The sequence below is a fragment of the Sinorhizobium sp. CB7 genome (genome assembly GCF_041357635.1).
GTDB lineage: Bacteria > Pseudomonadota > Alphaproteobacteria > Rhizobiales > Rhizobiaceae > Rhizobium.
This window is the reverse complement of the sequence record NZ_JAULLL010000004.1, coordinates 195,345-214,480: the sequence shown is the minus strand read 5'-3', so window position 1 is coordinate 214,480 and position 19,136 is coordinate 195,345. Positions and strand designations below refer to the sequence as shown.

The 19,136-nt window shown below is 59.9% G+C and carries 19 protein-coding genes; 13 read left to right on the top strand and 6 right to left on the bottom strand.

Annotated elements, in window-relative coordinates; translation table 11 throughout:
* Nucleotides 1-20: 20 nt before the first annotated feature.
* On the bottom strand, nucleotides 21-737 hold the full coding sequence (locus AAE029_RS10085; protein WP_371072691.1) for a 2-dehydro-3-deoxygalactonokinase: 717 nt from the start codon (nucleotides 735-737) through the stop codon (nucleotides 21-23).
* On the opposite strand from AAE029_RS10085, the gene AAE029_RS10080 reads away from it, so the two are divergent.
* From AAE029_RS10080 to AAE029_RS10035, 10 genes are all read left to right on the top strand, one after another.
* Nucleotides 736-930 carry a hypothetical protein gene (locus AAE029_RS10080; RefSeq protein ID WP_371072690.1) on the top strand — a complete coding sequence of 65 codons (195 nt, stop codon included), beginning with the start codon at nucleotides 736-738 and terminating at the stop codon, nucleotides 928-930. The two genes, AAE029_RS10085 and AAE029_RS10080, sit on opposite strands and share 2 nt — an antisense overlap.
* The gene (locus AAE029_RS10075; protein ID WP_371072689.1) at nucleotides 927-2,096 is read left to right on the top strand and encodes a mandelate racemase/muconate lactonizing enzyme family protein; all 1,170 of its coding nucleotides are present in this window, start codon (nucleotides 927-929) and stop codon (nucleotides 2,094-2,096) included. Before AAE029_RS10080 ends, AAE029_RS10075 begins: the two co-directional genes overlap by 4 nt.
* A gap of 40 nt (nucleotides 2,097-2,136) precedes the next feature.
* Nucleotides 2,137-3,408, top strand: coding sequence for a sugar ABC transporter substrate-binding protein (locus tag AAE029_RS10070; RefSeq protein WP_371072688.1), 1,272 nt, complete (start codon nucleotides 2,137-2,139; stop codon nucleotides 3,406-3,408).
* Nucleotides 3,409-3,492: 84 nt separating this feature from the next.
* Nucleotides 3,493-4,401 (top strand): carbohydrate ABC transporter permease, encoded by a 909-nt coding sequence (locus AAE029_RS10065; RefSeq protein WP_371072687.1) that lies wholly within the window; start codon nucleotides 3,493-3,495, stop codon nucleotides 4,399-4,401.
* 10 nt (nucleotides 4,402-4,411) lie between these two features.
* Nucleotides 4,412-5,242 carry a carbohydrate ABC transporter permease gene (locus AAE029_RS10060; protein ID WP_371072686.1) on the top strand — a complete coding sequence of 277 codons (831 nt, stop codon included), beginning with the start codon at nucleotides 4,412-4,414 and terminating at the stop codon, nucleotides 5,240-5,242.
* A gap of 3 nt (nucleotides 5,243-5,245) precedes the next feature.
* Nucleotides 5,246-6,364, top strand: coding sequence for an ABC transporter ATP-binding protein (locus tag AAE029_RS10055; protein WP_371072685.1), 1,119 nt, complete (start codon nucleotides 5,246-5,248; stop codon nucleotides 6,362-6,364).
* A 1-nt stretch (nucleotide 6,365) separates the two neighbouring features.
* Nucleotides 6,366-7,346 (top strand): NAD-dependent epimerase/dehydratase family protein, encoded by a 981-nt coding sequence (locus AAE029_RS10050; RefSeq protein ID WP_371072684.1) that lies wholly within the window; start codon nucleotides 6,366-6,368, stop codon nucleotides 7,344-7,346.
* Nucleotides 7,325-9,049, top strand: a complete 1,725-nt coding sequence (locus AAE029_RS10045) for an SMP-30/gluconolactonase/LRE family protein (RefSeq protein WP_371072683.1) — start codon at nucleotides 7,325-7,327, stop codon at nucleotides 9,047-9,049. Before AAE029_RS10050 ends, AAE029_RS10045 begins: the two co-directional genes overlap by 22 nt.
* Complete coding sequence (locus AAE029_RS10040) at nucleotides 9,046-9,810, top strand: SDR family NAD(P)-dependent oxidoreductase (protein WP_371072682.1); 765 nt, start codon at nucleotides 9,046-9,048, stop codon at nucleotides 9,808-9,810. Before AAE029_RS10045 ends, AAE029_RS10040 begins: the two co-directional genes overlap by 4 nt.
* A 389-nt stretch (nucleotides 9,811-10,199) precedes the next feature.
* Nucleotides 10,200-10,622, top strand: coding sequence for a helix-turn-helix domain-containing protein (locus tag AAE029_RS10035; protein WP_371072681.1), 423 nt, complete (start codon nucleotides 10,200-10,202; stop codon nucleotides 10,620-10,622).
* On the opposite strand, the gene AAE029_RS10030 is transcribed toward AAE029_RS10035, so the two are convergent.
* The 5 genes from AAE029_RS10030 to AAE029_RS10010 all read right to left on the bottom strand — a co-directional run bounded on the left by AAE029_RS10030 (nucleotide 10,607) and on the right by AAE029_RS10010 (nucleotide 15,542).
* On the bottom strand, nucleotides 10,607-10,870 hold the full coding sequence (locus AAE029_RS10030; RefSeq protein ID WP_371072680.1) for a hypothetical protein: 264 nt from the start codon (nucleotides 10,868-10,870) through the stop codon (nucleotides 10,607-10,609). The two genes, AAE029_RS10035 and AAE029_RS10030, sit on opposite strands and share 16 nt — an antisense overlap.
* Nucleotides 10,857-11,606, bottom strand: coding sequence for a TfuA-like protein (locus AAE029_RS10025; protein ID WP_371072679.1), 750 nt, complete (start codon nucleotides 11,604-11,606; stop codon nucleotides 10,857-10,859). The genes AAE029_RS10030 and AAE029_RS10025 overlap by 14 nt, the downstream gene beginning before the upstream one ends.
* Nucleotides 11,603-12,889, bottom strand: a complete 1,287-nt coding sequence (locus AAE029_RS10020; RefSeq protein WP_371072855.1) for a YcaO-like family protein — start codon at nucleotides 12,887-12,889, stop codon at nucleotides 11,603-11,605. Before AAE029_RS10020 ends, AAE029_RS10025 begins: the two co-directional genes overlap by 4 nt.
* Before the next feature lie 458 nt (nucleotides 12,890-13,347).
* Nucleotides 13,348-13,509 (bottom strand): hypothetical protein, encoded by a 162-nt coding sequence (locus AAE029_RS10015; RefSeq protein WP_371072678.1) that lies wholly within the window; start codon nucleotides 13,507-13,509, stop codon nucleotides 13,348-13,350.
* A 92-nt stretch (nucleotides 13,510-13,601) separates the two neighbouring features.
* On the bottom strand, nucleotides 13,602-15,542 hold the full coding sequence (locus AAE029_RS10010; protein WP_371072677.1) for a BTAD domain-containing putative transcriptional regulator: 1,941 nt from the start codon (nucleotides 15,540-15,542) through the stop codon (nucleotides 13,602-13,604).
* Between the two features lie 280 nt (nucleotides 15,543-15,822).
* Between AAE029_RS10010 and AAE029_RS10005 the strand changes: the two genes are divergently transcribed.
* The 3 genes from AAE029_RS10005 to AAE029_RS09995 all read left to right on the top strand — a co-directional run bounded on the left by AAE029_RS10005 (nucleotide 15,823) and on the right by AAE029_RS09995 (nucleotide 19,063).
* A complete protein-coding gene (locus AAE029_RS10005; protein WP_371072676.1) occupies nucleotides 15,823-16,674 on the top strand; it encodes an alpha/beta fold hydrolase in 852 nt (283 codons plus the stop codon).
* 484 nt (nucleotides 16,675-17,158) lie between these two features.
* Nucleotides 17,159-17,626, top strand: a complete 468-nt coding sequence (locus AAE029_RS10000; RefSeq protein WP_371072675.1) for a phage regulatory CII family protein — start codon at nucleotides 17,159-17,161, stop codon at nucleotides 17,624-17,626.
* Nucleotides 17,627-18,106: 480 nt separating this feature from the next.
* The gene (locus tag AAE029_RS09995) at nucleotides 18,107-19,063 is read left to right on the top strand and encodes an NAD-dependent epimerase/dehydratase family protein (RefSeq protein ID WP_371072674.1); all 957 of its coding nucleotides are present in this window, start codon (nucleotides 18,107-18,109) and stop codon (nucleotides 19,061-19,063) included.
* Nucleotides 19,064-19,136: the final 73 nt, after the last annotated feature.

Genomic DNA, 19,136 nt, shown 5'->3' with positions numbered 1-19,136 from the left:
TCTTGGTGAGGCCGCACGGGTTATCTCGACGGCTGCGAAATAAGCAGCACGCCACGCTTGGCGGCATCCTCAGGCCCCTCATCAACGGTCAGGCCGAAGGGTAGAGCAATGCGGCAGTAGCGGTCGTTCAGCCCATCATTGCCGACGATGGCGATCGTATCGCCGCTTTTAAACCAGCCCGCAGCGCGCGCCTGACGGAACTCGGAGCCGATGACGAGGCCGCAGACATAGTCGTTGATTTCCGCTGGGGCGAGCTTACCGTCCAGCATTCCGGTACGGGCGCTGAAGATCGCGGCAAGAAAGGCATCTGCGCTTTTTGCGTCGCTCGCCGCAAAGGATGCACCGCGGTCGAAGGCGCTCCAGTCGGTACCGACATCCTGCTGCGGGCGCGCCGCTTTGGCGATGAAGGAATGCTTCGCCAGGAGCGCATAGATCTCGCCGGTCACGTAGGTCTGGAAACGGGCAATGCGGCCATGTTCGATGCGCGCCCATTTGCTGTGACTGCCGGGAAGGACCAGAGTGCGATCCTGCGCGAGGCCGTAGCCGACGATTTGGGTTTCCTCACCGCGCATCACGTCCGGAAAGGGATGTGCCGAGGGATCGCGAAGGCCTGGAAGAAAGGTCAGGGCAGCACCGTTTTTCAGGGTCAAGTGCCGGGTTCCGGCCGCGAGCTCCGCAATGCCGGCAGGGGTATCGACATATGGAACTTCCAACCAGCCGTTTCGGCTGGTGATCATGCCGATCGCCAGGACCGGCAATACCAAGCACGCCCTTCTTCGCCAGGGAGTGCTGGATCATGTCGGCGTGCGCGCCCAGACACCGGAACTCGATGATGCCGCGATTGCGGATATCGATATGTGTCTTGCCCGGGCTTTGGCGGCGACCGAAGGCGGCGGTGGACAAAAGGTGCTGATGGGGACACTGCGATGAGCGACCGCGTCAAAACAGTCAAAGCTTTCACGTTGACCATTCCGCGCGACACGCCCTATCTCGGTGCATCGAGGCCAGGAGAGGAGCCCAATTCAAGAGGATATCTCGTCCGCCAGAGCAACAAGACGGTCTATCCGATCTTCGATCGCAGCATTCTCGTGCGCATCGAGACCGCCAATGGTGTCGTCGGCTGGGGCGAGACATACGGCATCATCGCCCCGGGTGCCGTGCTGGCTCTGATCGAGGACCTCGTGGCGGATTTTACGATCGGCCGCGATCCGCTCGATCCCGCAGTCATCCATGACGACCTCTACGACCTGATGCGCGTGCGCGGATATACCGGCGGCTTCTATCTTGATGCCTTGGCGGCGATCGACATTGCGCTGTGGGATATTGCCGGTCGCATCGCAGGCTTGCCGATCGCAAAGATGCTCGGGGGGCAGAGGCAACAGACCTTGCCTGCCTATGTTTCCGGTCTGCCGGAAAAGACCAGAGCGGAGCGCGCGGATCTGGCCCTTCGCTGGCAGGACAAGGGCTTCGACAGCTTCAAGTTCGCCTCTCCGGTCGCCGACGACGGTGTCGCCGCGGAGATGGAAAGCCTGCGCGACAGGCTCGGTGCAAATACCCGCATCGCATGCGACATGCACTGGAACCATACCGCCCATGAGGCGATCGCCCTCATCGGCGCCATGGAGCCGCACGGCCTTTGGTTCGCAGAAGCGCCAGTGCGAACGGAGGACCTTGCCGGACTGGCGCGTGTCGCATCCACGGTGAAGACGGCTATCGCGGTCGGCGAGGAATGGCGGACCGTCCATGACATGCAGCTTCGGCTGGAACGCGCGGATATCTCGATCGTTCAGCCGGAGATGGGTCACAAGGGCATTACCGAATTCATGCGCATCGGACAGCTTGCCCATGTGCATCATCTCGAAGTCATTCCGCATGCGACGATCGGGGCAGGGATTTTCCTTGCCGCCAGCCTGCAGGCAAGTTTTGCCCTGCCGAACGTCACCGCGCACGAATTCCAGCATTCGATATTCGAGCCGAACCGCCGTCTGCTCAAGGGAGATATGGATTGCCGCGAAGGCGCGTACCGGCTCCCCAGCGGGCCGGGCCTTGGCGTCGAGCCGTCGCAGGAGGCGATTTCACTGCTGAAACATCATTAGATACTGCTGGCAAGAGCATTTTCATCAAGTGGAGGAGACGATGAAGAATACCGTTAAAAACACCCTGGGTGCGATGATGCTGGCTGCGCTTTGCACGACAAGCTTCACAGCGCCCGCCTTTGCAGAGACATTGAAATTCGTGTCCTGGCAGAAGGACGAAAAGGGCTATGGCGACTGGTGGGCCGAGGTCATCAAGACCTTCGAGGCCAAACACCCTGGCGTGACGATCGAATGGACCAAGGTCGAGCGAACCGCATATGCGGACACGATGACGACCCTGTTTGCCGGCGGTCAGCCGCCGCAGATCGTCCACTTGGCCTCTTTTGAATTTCAGGCCTTCGCTGAAAATGGCTGGCTGGAAAATCTCGACCCGTGGATAGAGAAAGCCGGTATCGACATGACCGGCTGGGCGGGCCAGGACAAATGCAAATGGAACGGGCAAACGGCCTGCATCATGATGCTCTATTACGGCTTCGTGATGGGCTACAATCAGCAAATCCTCGACAAGGAAGGCTTGAAAGTACCGACCAACTGGGATGAGTACCTCAACGTGCTGCGCAAGAGCACGAAAGACCTCAACGGCGACGGAATCATCGACCAGTACGGCACCGGCCATGAAACGCGCGGCAGCGGCGGCCAGTATCTCACCGAGATGTTGAATTACATTCTTGACGCCGGCGGCCGCTGGACGAATGACGACGGTAAGGTGACGATCGACACGCCGGAGATGATCGAGGGGCTCAAACGCTGGAAGACCGTTATCTCGGAAAATCTCAGTCCGCGCGACATGACCTCCGGAGACGTCCGCAAGCTCTTTGCCGACGGCAAGATTGCGCTGAAGCTCGAAGGTCCCTGGATCTATCCGATCATGCAGCAGGGCGCGGCTTTCAAGGATCTGAGGCTGACGAAGCCGCCTCTCAATCCTCCGAACGGCGGCACCTCCAATGTGCTCGCGATGGCGAGCGAGATTCCTGACACGGAAAAGGCGCTCGTCTGGGATTTCATAGCGACGGCGATGTCGCCTGAACTGCAGACGAAGTTTGCAACCATAGCAAATTCGACTCCGCCGCGTCCCAACACCGACATCGCCGGCGCGGAGAAGAATGTGCCGCATTTCCCGCTGCTTCTTGAAACGCAAAAGGCTGCCGCCGAAGCAGGGGTGGACCGCATTCCGAAGGGGCTGGAAATCAACTTCAACGAATTTGCCAAGATGGTGATGGAGGAGTCCCAGCGCATGATCATCGAAAATCTCGATCCGGCGGAGGTTGCAAAGACCATGCAGGAAAAGGCCGAAGCCATTCAGGCGCCGTAGCAGGAATGGCGGCGGCGCGCGAAAGCGCCGCCGTTTTTGCATCGACGCATGCCGATGGGCAAACTGAACCGGAGATCCGATCCTGTGCCTAAATTCCCGTCGCTTGATTTGGCGCGACCCAGTCGCCAGCATTGGCTGGGCTACTTGCTGCTGGCGCCTGCCGTGCTGCTCATAGCACTCATCATCGTCTATCCGCTGATCATCTCGCTCGACCTGTCATTCCAGCAGGTCAAGCTCGTGCGGCTCGATGCGCCCCGCAAAGCCTTCACCCTGATCAACTATCAGCGGCTGTTCACATCGCCGGACTTCTGGATGGCGTGCTGGGTTACGCTGAAACTCACGATCGTCGTGACATTCTTCTGCCTGGTGATCGGACTGGCAACGGCACTTCTCGTCAACAATCGTTTCACGGGCCGCAACATCGCCCGACTGGCGGTGGCACTGCCTTGGGCGGTGCCGGAGGTGATCGCAACAGTCATCTTCGCGTGGATATTCGACAGTGCCTTTGGACTGATGAACTGGCTTTTCGTATCGCTTGGCCTCTCAAACGGCATGATCAGCTGGTTCTCGGACCCGACCGCGGCCTTCTGGGTCGTGGCGATCACCATGATCTGGAAAGGCTATCCTTTCGTTTCGATCATGATGCTTGCAGGGCTTCAGTCGATCCCCGGCGACTTCTATAACGCTGCCAAGGTGGACGGCGCCAACGTCTTTCAGCGCTTCCGCTACATCACCCTGCCAGCCCTCATGCCTCTGCTCGGAGTGACGTTGGTGCTCGTCATCCTGTGGGTGTTTCGCGACTTTTCGATCGTCAAGGTGCTGACCGATGGCGGACCGCTGAAGACCACCCAGACGCTTTCGATCATGACTTACAATGAGGCTTTCGGCTTCTTCAACTTCGGCTACGCGTCAGCAGTTGGCGTCATGACGCTCGTCATCTGTGTCGTCGCGAGCATGCTGATGCTGGGGCGCGAACCCAAGGCGATGTACTGAGGAGAACGTCATGCAACGCACCGCAATCCAACGCATCTGGCTTTACGCAACGGTCCTGCTGACCTGCGCCATTCTGCTGTTTCCCGTTTACTGGCTCGTGGTCACGGCCCTGTCGACCAGTCTTGAACTCAAGCAGCTGCCTCCAACCTTCTGGCCGCAGACGCCGCAATGGACGACGTTCGCCAAGGTTTTTGCCGAGCGGCCTATCCCGCTCTGGCTTTGGAATTCGACACTGGCAGCGCTCGGCTCGGTATCCCTGTCGATGGTGGTCTCAGTCCTTGCAGGCTACAGCCTGTCACGATTTTCGCCGCGGGGCGGCCATTCGCTCGGGCTCTTCATCCTGACGGCGAAGATGCTTCCTGCAACACTTCTGGTGATACCGCTGTTCGGCATTTTCCGTCAGGTCGGGCTCATCGGCAGCCTGTGGTCGCTGGTGATCGCCCATTCAACGCTGATCATCCCCTTCAGCACCTGGATGTTGAAGGGTTATTTCGACACGATTCCGCGTGAGCTCGAACAGGCGGCCATGGTGGACGGCTGCTCGCCGCTGTCGGCGATGGTCCGTGTGATCCTGCCAATCTCGGCCCCCGGGCTTGCCGCAACGGCCCTCTATGCCTTCGTTCTGTCATGGTCCGACTATGCCTACGCACGGACCTTTCTCACCAATCAGCAGAACGCCTGGACTGCCAATCTCGGCATCACGACGCTGAAGGGCGAATACGTCACCGACTGGAACGAGGTCTCGGCCGCAGCGGTGTTCATCGCTCTGCCGATCATCGTCATCTACCTCTTCCTCGAGCGCTACCTTGTCGGTGGTCTCACCGCCGGTGCGGAGAAATAGAACATGGCCAGTATTTCCATCCAAAACGTCTACAAGAACTATGGAGCTCTCAACGTCCTCAAGGAATTCTCGCTCGAGATCGCCGACGGCGAGTTTGTCGTTCTCGTCGGACCATCGGGCTGCGGGAAGTCGACGATGCTGAAGATATTGGCTGGCCTCGAGGCAGCCTCCGGCGGCAAAATCGTCATCGGCGGCCGTGAGGTGACCGACCTTGCCCCCGGTGACCGCGATATCGCCATGGTGTTCCAGAACTATGCGCTTTATCCCCATCTCACCGTGGCCGAGAACATCGGCTTTGGCCTGAAGATGCGAAAGACTCCCAAGGACGAGATTGCCGGACGCGTCCTGGATGCGGCAAAGATTCTCGCCATCGAGCACCTGCTGGGACGGCGGCCGAAGGAGCTTTCGGGCGGCCAGCGCCAGCGCGTCGCATTGGGCCGGGCGATCGTGCGGGAGCCACAGGCCTTCTTGATGGACGAACCGCTGTCCAACCTCGACGCCAAGCTCAGGGTGCATATGCGTGCCGAAATCAGCGCGCTGCATCAACGCATCGGGGTTACCACCATCTATGTCACGCACGACCAGATCGAGGCAATGACGATGGCCGACCGGGTCGTCATCATGAAGGATGGTTCAATCCAGCAGATTGCCGATCCCGACACCATGTTCCGCAAACCGGCGAACCTCTTCGTAGCCGGTTTCATCGGATCGCCCGGCATGAATTTCGTCGCTGCCGAGCCAGTCGACGGCACGGCCTCGATCCGGATCATGGGAAAGACCGTTCCGGTCGATATCAGTCCGGCAAAGCTTGCCGGTTCGAAGGCGGCGGAGGGGCTTGTTGCGGGCGTCCGCCCGGAATACATCCGCCTCGGAGAAGGCCCGCTTTCCTTCGAGGTCCGACCGACGCTCGTAGAGAGCCTGGGATCGGAGCAATATGTCTATTTTGACGCGGGAGAGCACGGCGTACCGCAGAGGTTCCGTTCCGAGGAAGAAAGCCGCAAAGGGCTGATCGCGCGTCTGCCCGAGGCATCGCACCTGCGCGCCGGCGATCCGGTGACGCTGTCGATCGATCCTGCACAGATCCATCTTTTCGATGCTCAAAGCGGAAAGGCGCTGCGCTGACATGATCATCCTCGTTACAGGTTCGGCGGGCCGCATCGGTTCTGCGGTTGTCATGGCGCTTCTTGGCAGAGGCGAGAAAGTGCGCGGTTTCGACCTGCGTGCGAGCAGTCGACAGGACGCGAATTACAGCGAGGTCACCGGCACGTTCGACGATCGCGAAAAATGCGAGGAGGCTGTTGCCGGGGCATCCGCCGTATTGCATCTCGGCGCCTTCATGTCGTGGAGGCCCGAGGATCGCGACGGGCTATTTTCAGCCAACGTCGAGGGTACCCGGCGCCTGCTGGAGGCATCAGCGTCGGCGGGCGTTCATCGCTTCGTGTTCGCATCCTCCGGGGAGGTCTATCCCGAAAACGTTCCGGAGTTCCTGCCCGTCACGGAGCAGCACCCTTTGAAGGCGAATTCGGCCTATGGCATGACCAAGCTGCTTGGCGAGGAACTCGTCCGCTTTCATGGCCGCACCACCAAGATGGAAACAGTGATCCTGCGCTTTTCCCATACGCAGGATGCACGCGAGCTGCTTGATCCGGAGAGCTTCTTTTCGGGGCCGCGCTTTTTCCTGCGTCCGCGCATCCGCCAGCAGGAGGGCTTCGGCAACCACGCCGCCGTTGCCGTCCTGAAAGCCGCAGATCCCGGGCGCGAGGCCCATATTCTTGCCCGCAATGAGAACGGCCGGCCATACAAGATGCACATCACGGACACGCGCGATATGATGACCGGCATCCTTCTGGCGCTCGACCGCAAGGAGGCGGCGGGCGAAATCTTTAACCTGGGCGCCACTGAGGCAGTTGATTTTCCTGCGCTTCTGAAGGACATGGCCGAGATAACCGGGCTTCCGCTCGTCACAGTCGATCTGCCGGGAGCGGGGGTGTGGTATCACACTTCGAATGAGAAGATCCGACGACATCTTGGGTTCGAACCGCAATGGACAATAAACCGCATGTTGGAGGAGGCCGCACTGGCATGGCGCAACAGGACCGGATAAGCGAACGTGAGGAGAGCGACGTTCCTGCCGGCACGGCAGCGCTTGCGAAAGGTCTGAGCCTGCTCGATCTGATCGCCGATGCCAGGACACCGCTGCGTTTTGCCGACATGATGCGGGCCTCTGGTCTGCCGAAGCCGACCTTCTCGCGCATCTTGCGCACGCTGATTGCATTTCGGCTGGTACGCCAGGACCAGGCCACGGGCACCTATACGCTCGGCCACCGTTTCGTGGAGCTGTCGCACCGGGTCTGGGACACCTTCGATCTTGCATCGGCCGCAATTCCGGAACTCGAGCGGCTGTCTGCCGAGCTGGGCGAGACCGTTGCCTTATGCCGCCTGGACGGCGATCAGGCTCTCTACATGGAGGAACGCTCTGGCGACGGCCTCGGTGTGCGGGTTGACCAGGGCCGGCGCGTGCCGCTCCATTGCACGGCTGCCGGCAAGGCGTTGCTGTCAGCACTGGAGCCTGCGCTTCAACGGGCGCTAATGTCCAAGCTGACGCTCGACAGACACACCGACAGCACCATTACCGATCTGTCGCAGCTGGCGGCGGAGATCACGCTGACGCAGGCGAGGGGATATGCGGTTTCCTACGAGGAGCATCTGAAGGGCGTCAATTCCGTGGCAGCCGCACTCCCTGGACGTGACGGCGCCCCGCTCGGAGCCATCGTCGCACTTGGACCGTCGCTGCGCCTCGATCGTGAGCGCATTCATCCGATCGGGCGCGAACTGATGGCGGCGGCGCGGCGGATCACGGGCTCGGCGGGGACCGTCGCTATCAGCTCGGGACCGCGGCCGCGCTCGCAGCCGAAGTCCGGCCGCGCCATCAATGTTTCCTGCGTTTTGCCCTGGGGAGCGCAGCTTGGCGAGGCGCCGGTCTGGCTCGAGAAGCAGCAGCGGCTCTATTGGGTCGATATTCTCGAACCTGCCGTCCACCGCTTCGATCCGGCGACCGGGCGCAATGAAACCTGCACGGCAAGCAAGCTTGTCAGCGCCATCCTTCCGGCGAAGGACGGAAGTTTGTTTGTCGCTTCCCAAGATGGCATCGAGATGCTGACGTTCGAGTCCGGGCAATTTGAGGCCTACGTCAATCCTGAGGCCGATCTTTCCGAAAATAGATTGAACGACGCTAAGGTCGATGCCAGCGGTGCAATCTGGGTCGGGTCCATGCGACTGGACGCCAGCCGCCCGGGCGGCAGCCTTTACCGGATCGCCAGTCGGACCTCAGTGCGGCGTATGGAAACCGGCATCACCGTTTCCAATGGCATGGGTTGGAGCCCAGACGGTTCGGTGTTTTATTTCGTGGACACCGTGCCTGGGGTGATCCTCGCCTATGACGTGGCCGATGGGGAACTCCTCAACCGGCGGGTATTCGCGCAAATCCCGGAAGCCAGTGGTCGCCCGGATGGCCTTACAGTTGATGCGGAAGGAGGGGTTTGGTGCGCGATTTGGGACGGGTGGCGGGTCGATCGCTATCTGCCGAACGGCAAGCTCGATCTGTCGATCCCAATGCCGGTCCCGCGGCCGACAAGCGTCGCTTTCGGCGGGGCCGGTCTTGAGACGCTTTTCATCACGACAGCGCGCACACGGCTTCCGGCATCCACACTGGCCGAGGCTCCGCTTTCCGGCGGTCTCTTCTCCTGCAAGCCCAGGCAAAGCGGACTTCCGATCCATCTTTTCCAACCTCGTGATCTATCCGGATGACGTTATCGACGTTTGCTCAAAACCTCTTCTCACTTGAGGACAAGCGGGCCCTCGTCACCGGCGCGGGCCGGGGTATCGGGGCGGCGATCGCAAAGGGCCTTGCCGGCTTTGGAGCCGAGGTCGTTGTTCATGACATGACGGAAGAGGCCGCCCGTCAGACCTGCGATACGATCAAAGCCGCTGCCGGACTATGCAGGGCAGTCGGATCGGATCTGTCAGCACCGGGAGCGGGCCGCGGGCTCATCGAGATGGTTGGTCCAATCGACATCCTCGTCATCAATGCTTCCGCGCAGATCAACGGCGAAATCGAGACGATCACAAATGACAATTTCGACGAGCACATAGCAGTCAACTTGCGCTCGACCGTCGACATGCTGCAAGCCTGCCTGCCAAAGATGGCCGAACGCGGTTGGGGACGCGTTGTCAGCATCGGTTCCATCAATCAGCTGCGGCCGAAGCCAGTCGTGACGATCTATGCCGCAACGAAGGCGGCCCAGCACAATCTCATCCAGTCACTGGCACGGCAATATGCGCCGCAAGGAGTGCTTCTCAACACTCTGGCGCCAGGCCTTGTCGATACCGAGCGAAATGCCGCCCGCCGAAACCAGGATGCGGAAGGCTGGGCCGCTTATGTGCGGAACCTGAACTGGATGGGCCGGGCAGGCCATGTGGACGAGATGGTAGGGGCAGCCGTGTTCCTGTCTTCCAATGCCTGCAGCTTCATGACGGGCGAAACGATCTTCGTGACGGGCGGCTACTGACTCGCGGACGTTTGCTGCACGCTATCAAGCCGCTTGCAAGAGCATTCGGTCACACCTTGCCGCATCAACATTCTTGAGCAAACTGAAGCATAGTCCAACCGGGCAGTCGTTGAGAGGACTCGGTCGTACCGTTGCTTGTCGCTCAATCCGGCGCTGACGAACCGATGGCTTTCCCTGGATTGTGTCGCTTGCGCGAATGCATGTCGCGCAAAAGTGTGCAGCGGTTTTTTCGGCAACGACATGCATGAAAACAACAAGCTAAAGCCTGTCGGGTGAGCCGACCTTCACGCGACTGGCTTTAGAGCCAATTTGCTTTCTTGCTCGGTAGCGTATGGCGCTAACCATGCATAGCGATTAAAATGCGCGGGGAACGACAGGTTGCATCAATAATGAAGAAATCGCCGAGCGCAATTGATGTCGAGGTCGGCAAGCGCATTCGCGCCTGCCGACGCCAACGCAGACTGACACTGCCGCGATTGGCACAGGGCATCGGGATAACAGCCCAGCAGCTTCAGAAATATGAAAAGGGCGTCAATCGCGTAACCGCGAGCAAGCTCGTTGAAATCGCAACCGTGCTCCAGGTGGAGGTTGGCGCATTCTTCGACAGAATTTGTCCGGCGGAAGCATCAAACGACAATCTGGCGGCAAGCCCGGCATTCGAGTTCACCCACGAGGCCTTGCAAATGACGACGGCATTCATGAGCATTGCTGAACCGGGCCTTCGTATCGCCCTCCTCGAACTGGTCCAGACCATCGCGCGGCAGGATGCCGACACGGCCCGCTCCGCACCTGCGCATCATGTCGATGACTGAACGTCACACGAGCGCTTCGGCTCCTTCAGCGCAAGTTTGATCTTGCTACGCAATATCGCATAGAGCTTTGCGCTGCGTTCCTCCGGATCGCTCCCCTCCCAATCAAGGCTCAACTGCAGAAGCGCCATGTTCGTCAGGTGCACGACCGTGGACAATTGCAGGTATTCCGCTTCTTTGTTAACGGCTGAAAGCATTCGAAAAAGTCTGGCATAAGCGTCAGCGTCAATCTTGTCTTCATTCTCGATCATGAGCATTTCCATCTGCCGGGACGATCTCGCGCCGCAGCTGTTGCCAATGGGTTGTATGGGAAAATGTCCAGTCCGGATCCCGGCTTACGGAACGATGATCCGCGATCCAGGCGAGCACGGCTTGCGCGTCCTCGCGTTTTACGTCCTGTTTGTGGAGCGCTATTTCCTCGAGCAGCCTTTGCTGTCGCTCCGGGCTGAGAAAAGAACAACTCTCCACCATGGAGCGATACGTCCTTTGCGAGTAATGCAGAAAGCCGGCATTGAGCAGGAACTTGTCTCGCTCGGCAGCGGATATGAGGCCGAGAGCGGTGAGCTTCTCCATCGTGGCTTCGTAGTCGACCCTCGGAATTGAAAGCGGCATCCATTCAAGCTCTTCGGGGCCGTGAATGAGGGCCACGGCCTCGTCGTCGAGCAGCCGGCCAGAAGCATAGGCGGCAAAGATCCGGCCTACTCCCACCATTCCAAAGACCTGGCACTCGGCTGCTCTAAGTGCTCCCATGCTCGCGCCGCCGCAAATGGCGACATTGCAACTCAGCGCATAAAGGATCTCCTTATGCCAGACGGATGCGGCCTCGCCAAAATGCCCGTCGATCAGGCCGATGGCTGTGGCGCCGTCGACGACCGCCCTCAGAATATCCCCGCGACGGGCGGGAGGTCTAAATGCTATGGACGGATAGTGATGCCTGACGCAGTTCCAGGCGCCCGCAAGACTCGGGCCGGCGAAAACGATCTTCACTGTCTCAGTCTCCCAAGTGCCTCGACGGCTCGCACACCAAGCTGGATATTCGAACCGGTGAGTTCGACCTCCAGGCCAGGCACGAGCACGCGCAGAACCGACACGGGCAATCCCTGATCCTGCATTGGCACAGCGATCGCCTGCGTGACACCGACATTCCGCAGACGTGTCAGCACATGACCGATGGTTTCGTTGATGGACGCAGATTCAAGGCTCGCATCGCCGGGTGAGAATGTCCCGGCCCTATGCAGGGACAGCTTCGTCAGCCGCATCAATGCATGATCGCGACCGACCTGCTGATAGATCCTTGGCAAAAAATCGTCCCGGCTTCCGGCAATCGCCGTCAGCCGGCTCTGGGCCGCTTCGGTGATTGCGCGAAGAACAGCGCGTACTGGATCGGGGTGGCAGCCGCAACCGCCGCATATCTCGCTCCAGCGCACGTCGGAGCGCCGAGCCGCGGTCGATGGTACCAGCAGGGCGAGAAAGGCGGGAATGCGGATGTCTGTCGTCATGTCAAGGAGAGCCAGCTGCATCTTCGCGGCCTTGATGCGGCCAAGCATGATGGCCACGACGGCATCATCGATGCCAGCCGGATCCACGAGATGGGCCTCGAGTTCATGATCGGCCTTCAATTGCAAAAGTGTCCAGGCATCTCTTTCGACGAGCTCGCACAGACCGTGCAGAAAGGCCTCCGCCGCCGTGTTTCCGGACGCCAATCCATCGCTTGATAACTCGAAGCCGGCCGGGCTTTCGCCGCGGTGATCCATTCCGGCAAGCCACCATGGCACCAGAACCGAATTGCCGGACACGACGTCCAGGCCGCTGACCCAGGGGATTGGGCCAGTCGAGATCATCGAGGGTACGCATCGCGCAGTGGAAGCCAAATCGATCATGGGCGTGTTACTTGATCGGACCTCGTCGACCGTTGCCCAGATCGGCGAAGCAGGCGCAATTTCGGCAATACGCGTTTCAAGCGCTTCCATGGCAGCCGACGCCATCGCCGCATCCTGGTCGACACCCTTTCCCTGAAAGACGGAGAGGCTGTAGCTGTTGGGCCTGGTCGCGAAGGCAACGGGAATGCCGAGAGTGTCAAGGCCTGTCAGCGTGCCGATGCGCGTGATCCCGAGGTCGCCGAAGAAGGGCGTGATTGCCTCCAGGGTTTCTGCCGGCGGGATCTTCCGATCGTGATAGCTGCTGAAACTATGCTCCCGCCTGGCTATTGCATCGGCCAGGCGCTGGACCGGTTCGGGCAGGGTCTGCTCAAAAGCGGCTTCAAGCCGCATATGGTAGGATATAGCAGCGGCTCTTACGGATAGCCCCGTCGGCGAATTCTCTGCTGTGTGCATGATCGTCAATACTCTTTTCCACCCTGCTTCGGTCGTGCGAAGCCCGTCCTCGATGATAAGAGCAGAGTCAGCGTGACGCAGGCGTGACAGGCGGCGGAAGGCGCTCGATTTGCCTTCGGGAAAAAAGCGCGCCATGGCAAGGCGACCCGAGACCGCCATCAGCAGGCCTCGGGCGAGCAGGGCTAAAACCGGTCGCGTGAAGGTAGGTTCACGCAACAGCTTTAGGCTGCTGTTTTCATGCATGTCGTTGCCGCTAAACCGCTGCACACTTTTGCGCGACATGCATCAGAGCGGGATGCCGAAAAGTGTGTGGCTCTCGGGCGACATCCCGCTACTGATTTTTGATTGGAGGCGGATTCAGATTTCAGGTTGATTCGACCCGAAATCATCCGCCTCTAGCGGAAGCGCATAGCATGTGTGATCTGGCTCAGGGCGTTCGGTGCCAGATCAATCTGTTTGCGTTCAGCCAAGGCCTTTGCCGCAGGCGACAGCCGGATCGTTGCAACAGACGCGACGTCGTTGACAGTCTCCACTGATTTAAGCTTGGTTTTCATCATTTCCTCCACTGTTGCGCAGCGTGCGCTGCGTTGCGCGAAGAAGAGCACTACACAGGGTGTGACTTCACCGTGACCGAATTTGAGGTGTTCTACTAAAGGCCGGCCAGTTGGAGGCCCCGGATCAAAAGATCAGCATGCTCAGGGTTGCGGTCGGGGACAAAATGGCGGATGTCCTCGCTGCGAAAATCCGGAAAATTCTCCAGGACGACGCCCGCATAGCGGCGTGCCTCGGAGATGTTGCCGGCCATGGCGTGACAGGCCGCAAGCAGGCGGGCGGTTGCGAGCTTTTCCTTGACAGGCTCGATCGTCTTGATCGCCTTTTCATATTCCTGCCGCACGTAATAGGTGGAGCCCAAAATCCAATAGTAATAATCGGGCGGAAGTGGGTTCAGCCGGAAGGCGGACAGGCCGAGTTCCAGCGCTTTGTCGAGATCGCCCGCGTGGGAAAGGGCATCGGAAAAGTCCACCAGGACGTCGGCGTCGCTCGGATTGAGACTTTGGGCCTGCTCGAAGAGTTCCAGGCTTTCGTCAAATCGACGGCGGTAGAGTGCGATGAAGCCGAGTTCACGATACGCTCGGCCGCTGCCGGGGTCGCGATCGCGCGAGGCGCGGGCATATTGGTTGGCATCGCCGAGGAGTTCATTGTCCTTCATGCCCCTGACAAGCCATTCCATTCCAAGGGAACGGGAAATCCCGGCATGCGCCGGCGAAAACGCGTCGCAGCGTCTGACGGCCGACTTGAACCATTTTCGAGCTTGTCGCAGGGCCTGGAGGTCTGTGCCGGCGAGATGGCGCTTGCCCTCGAGATAGAGCCGATAGGCCGAGGGATCGACATCATCGAGCGACGTCGCCAGTTCCTCGCGTTCGATCACGTCCGTCAGCGAGGACGATATGCGTCGCGCAAGGGTCGAAAACGAAGCACTCAGTTTCTGCAGGTCGAGGGGCAAGTCGATCGCCCAGAGTACCTCGCCGGTGCCTACCTTCGTTAATCGGCAAGTGGCTAACAGCGCCTCACCGTCTCCCTGAATAGTGACATAGACCGAATAGTCAAAGTCGAGTTCGCGAACCGCCGACCGCAGATGATCGCCTCCGATCGACTGGTCGATCAGTGCGAAACTCGTATGCGCAGCGATGATCTTGAAAACGCGCTGGTGGCTGAGGCTGATCGTGACGTCTTCGAGCAAAACCCGTCCGAGCCGCTGGATCAGCGGATCGCTGACGATCGCCTCGGGAGGAAGGATCACGACGCGCGGCTGCTCAGAGGCGATCTTGTCGCTTTTGCGGATGACTGGCTCGGTCCGGTGCAACGGATCGTCGCCGAGAATACCAAGATCCCTGGCAAGCTGGGTGGTCGCTTGCTCGGGATCGGCCCCAATTTCAACCCTCAGACGGTTCCTGCACGTGAAGTAGGCCCGCCGCATGGATGCAAGATCGCCCCTTTCATTATAATGGCGCATGAGTGCCCGCGAAGCGCTTTCATTGGTCTGATCGAGCATGATCAATCGCTCGGCAAGCGAGGGCAGGTTCGAAGAGCCGATGATGTCGGGATTTTCGAGAAGCGTTTCGAGATGACGGATTCGCCAGTCGGCAATGCGCTGGCGCATATCCGACAGCCACTCCTCTGCTTCACCCGTTGGTGAAGGCATGCCCTCGAGGAGCTCGCCGTCGAGCAGGCTCCATTGTGGGCGCACCTCCTGTCCGACACTATTCAAGAGATCGGCAAGATCGATTTCGCAGAGGGTCCTGTCGAGAATGATGCGGTCCTGGTTGACGGTCAGCAGCGCATGCAAGTCCGGGCCCAGTGATTTGAAGATTCTGGCCAACAACTGACGAAGGCTGTTTGCCCTTTTCTCCGGCGATTGCGACGGCCAGAGAAGCACCCGCGCCGTGTTGCGGTCGATCATCGATGCTGGCGAGGCAACCAGCACGGCCAGAAGGAAGTAGGTTTTCTCCGGCAGGTTCAGCAAAACGCCGTCGATCTCGAGCGAAGGCGGGCCGAACAGCCGTAGCCTGCGCGTTTTCGTCGACGTCATAGGTGGGCTGTGCTGTTTGTTAAAGTATACTTCGTGCGGATACTATACTGCCAAGCGCAAGGTGTCTGTATCATTTTGATGCCCCATCGTTCGCCTTCGGAAAAGGGGCTGTTTCAGGCAGCCAAGGGGTACTTCTGTGGAGGCAGGTTCCGGCTCGTGTCGTTCATATCGTCCTTGCGGCCGCCCAGGTCTTTACGAAGGGCAGACGATTGTCGATTGCCGGTGTTACGCTATGTTTTTCTACCCGCGGCGAAAGGGCCGCCGAAGCCAGGAAAAAGCCATGCGTTCTTTAGCACTCGCGATAGCCGTTTTCGCATCGACGATCCTCTCGGCAGCAGATGCCGGCTCGGCCGAACGCTGGGCTGAACTGCCCGCTTTTCCTCCGATGCCGGTGGCCAAGACCAGTGGCATGGCCGAGGTCAACGGCATCAAGATGTACTATGCCGAATACGGCGCCGGCGATCCAATCCTGTTCATCCATGGCGGTCTCGGTAATGCCGACGTCTGGGGCCACCAGGTGGCAGATTTCGCCAAGGACCATCTGGTGATCGTCGCCGACAGTCGCGGACACGGGCGCTCGACCCGGAACGCCGAGCCCTTCGGCTACGATCTCATGACCTCGGACTATGTGACCTTGCTCGACCATCTGAAGATCGGCAAGGTGACTCTGGTCGGATGGTCGGATGGCGGGATCATCGGTATCGACATGGCGATGAAGCATCCCGAGAAGCTGGCACGCGTCATTGCCCAGGCCGCCAATGTGACTGTGGACGGCGTGAAGCCCGACGTCATGAACAACAAGACCTTCAACGACTACATCAACGTCGCCGGCGAATATTATAGGAAGCTCTCGTCAACGCCGAACGAATACGACGCCTTCGTCAACCAGATTTCGGCGATGTGGGCAAGCCAGCCGGCATGGACGGCGACAGATCTCGCCAAGATCACCGTTCCAGTGACGCTTGCGATTGGTGATCACGACGAGGCGGTCAAGCTCGACCATACGGAGATGATGGCCAGGGAAATCCCCGGGGCGAAGCTCGTCATCCTCAAGGATGCCAGCCATTTTGCCATGCTGCAGGATCCTGCAGGATATGATGCGATGATCCGGGACGCCATGGCCGGGAAGTGATGGAGGCCGGCAATTGTGGCCGGCCATCCCGGCCATCTGGTACTGGGTAACGTCACCTCGGCGGCCCCACCTGGCGCATGCACTTGTCGTCGAGGCTGGACGGCGGTCCCGCATCAGAGCCGGATGATTTCAGGTTGAATCGACCTGAATCTGAATTCGTTTCTAGATCAAAAGATAGAGCGGGATGTCGTCTGAAAACGCGCATAGTTTTCGGCATCCCGCTCTGAGGTCGGGCAGCCCCGTTATTTGCTTCTTGCTCATCATTGCGGTCCGGCTGCCTGCCCGAAGCACGGACATGACAGCCTTTCCACCGCAAGCGAGGGGTGGCTGCCCACGGCCGATAGCAACTACCCTCGTCCTTGTCCGCCCGCCATCAAAATGAGCCATCGGTTTTGACGTCTTTCTCTTGTACTTCCCCAAGGCGCAACTTCCCCGTATCCTGCTGAGATGTGGACCACCCAGGAGTTCATCGAAGGAGGGATCCATGACCGACCGGGGACGCGACTTTGCAAATATCGCCTATACAATCCTCGTCGTAGAGAAGAAGCCTACGCTCGAAGCGGCAGCCGCCGCTATGGGCATGGGTTATGCAGCCCTTCATTCGCGGCTGGTCGGCCGCACCTGCTTCTCGGCCGAGGAGATCCGCGGACTGATCAGGGTGGTCCCCGATCCGAGGCTTGTGTCCTACCTTCTCGACGGGACACGCTTTGTCGCGGCCGAGCGCCTCGTTTTGGATGGGCAGGCACGTCACCAGGACGCGAGTTCGTATGCCATCCAGCGGGGCGCCACCCGTGTAGTCGTGGAAGCGACCGATGTTCTCGAGCTTGTTGACGCGGCCCTTGCCGGAGGGGGCCTCGATCATCAGAAGGACGCTCTCGTGCTCAACGAGATCGACGACACGGAGCGCGCACTGGCCTCGCTTCGCCTGCAGATCAACGGAGGCTCGCGCTAGAGCGGGATGCTGAAAACGTGCGCGGTTTTCGGCATCCCGCTCTAGTCGCTTCGGCCCTCCCCCCGAAGCCGCCGGAGCCAGTCCTCGCCTTCCTGGCGAAGAAGTCGCATTCGATCTTCGACCGCGCGTCTGCGCTGTTTCAGCCGTGCCTTGTGTGCGGGGCTGCCGGCCGCACGCAGCCTTTTTTCGATGGAAAGAAGCAGCAGCTTGCTGGCGTTTAATTCGCGAACGACCCGCATGTACTCGCGGAGGGCTGTGGATACGGGTGGCATGCAAGGGACAAACACGGCTGAAGGGCCCGTTCTCATACCGTCGCGACCTGCGCGAGCACATCAAAACGCGCTCCTGGATTTTGACAGCGGACCATTCAGCGGAATTTTCGCAGCTCGGGGCATCGTTCCATCCGAAGTGGCAATTGCCGATGTCGGGAGCCGCTACAGATCTTGCGGGCGATCATTTTTCAAACCTGGAGGAACCTGTATGGCACGCGTGATCGTCATTGGAGCAACAGGACATGTGGGCACTTATCTGGTGCCGCGGCTCGTCGAGGCAGGACACCGGGTGACTGCCATCAGCCGCGGTCAGGCCGAGCCCTACCGGCCGCACCGGGCCTGGCAAAGCGTCGAACGCCTGCAGATGGACAGGGCCGCACTCGAGGAGGACGGCAAGTTCGGCAAGGAGATCCAGGCGCTGAAGGGTGAGATCGTCATCGACATGATCTGCTTCACGCTGGAAAGCGCCAGGCAGCTTGTCGAGGCGCTTGCCGGCCGGGTCAGCCATTTTCTTCATACCGGCACCATCTGGACGCATGGCTTTTCCGTAACGGTACCGACGCCAGAAGACGCGCCGAAGAAGCCCTTCGGCGACTATGGAGAAAAGAAGGCCGCAATCGAGGCCTATCTTCTGGAGAAGGCGCGGCTGGAGAAGTTTCCGGCGACCCTGATCCATCCCGGCCATATCGTTGGACCTGGGTGGAACCCGTTGAATCCCGCCGGCCACTTCAACCCCGCGGTTTTTTCCACGCTCGCACGCGGTGAGACATTGGAGCTACCAAATTTCGGCCTGGAGACGGTGCACCACGTCCACGCCGATGACGTCGCCAGCCTCTTCATGAGCGCTATCGCGAATTGGAACGCCTCGGTCGGCGAAAGCTTCCATGCCGTGTCGGAAAAGGCGCTGACGCTCCGTGGCTATGCCGAGGCCATGGCACGCTGGTTCGGTCAGGAGCCGAAGCTGGAATTCTTGTCCTACGACCGATGGGCGGAAAGCCGGCCACCGGAAGAGGCGAGGGCCACGTGGGAACACATCAGCCGCAGCCCGAACTGTTCGATGGAAAAGTCCAAGCGCCTGCTTGGCTTCACGCCACGCTATACATCGCTGCAGGCAGTGCAGGAGGCGGTGGAATGGCTGATCGCCAATGGGCGACTGCACCTCTGAGCAAAGCAGTCAGTGCGGGACATCCGCCGGAATTTCAGTCCGTTTCCCTATTGAAGGCGGCGCTTTGCGAAAC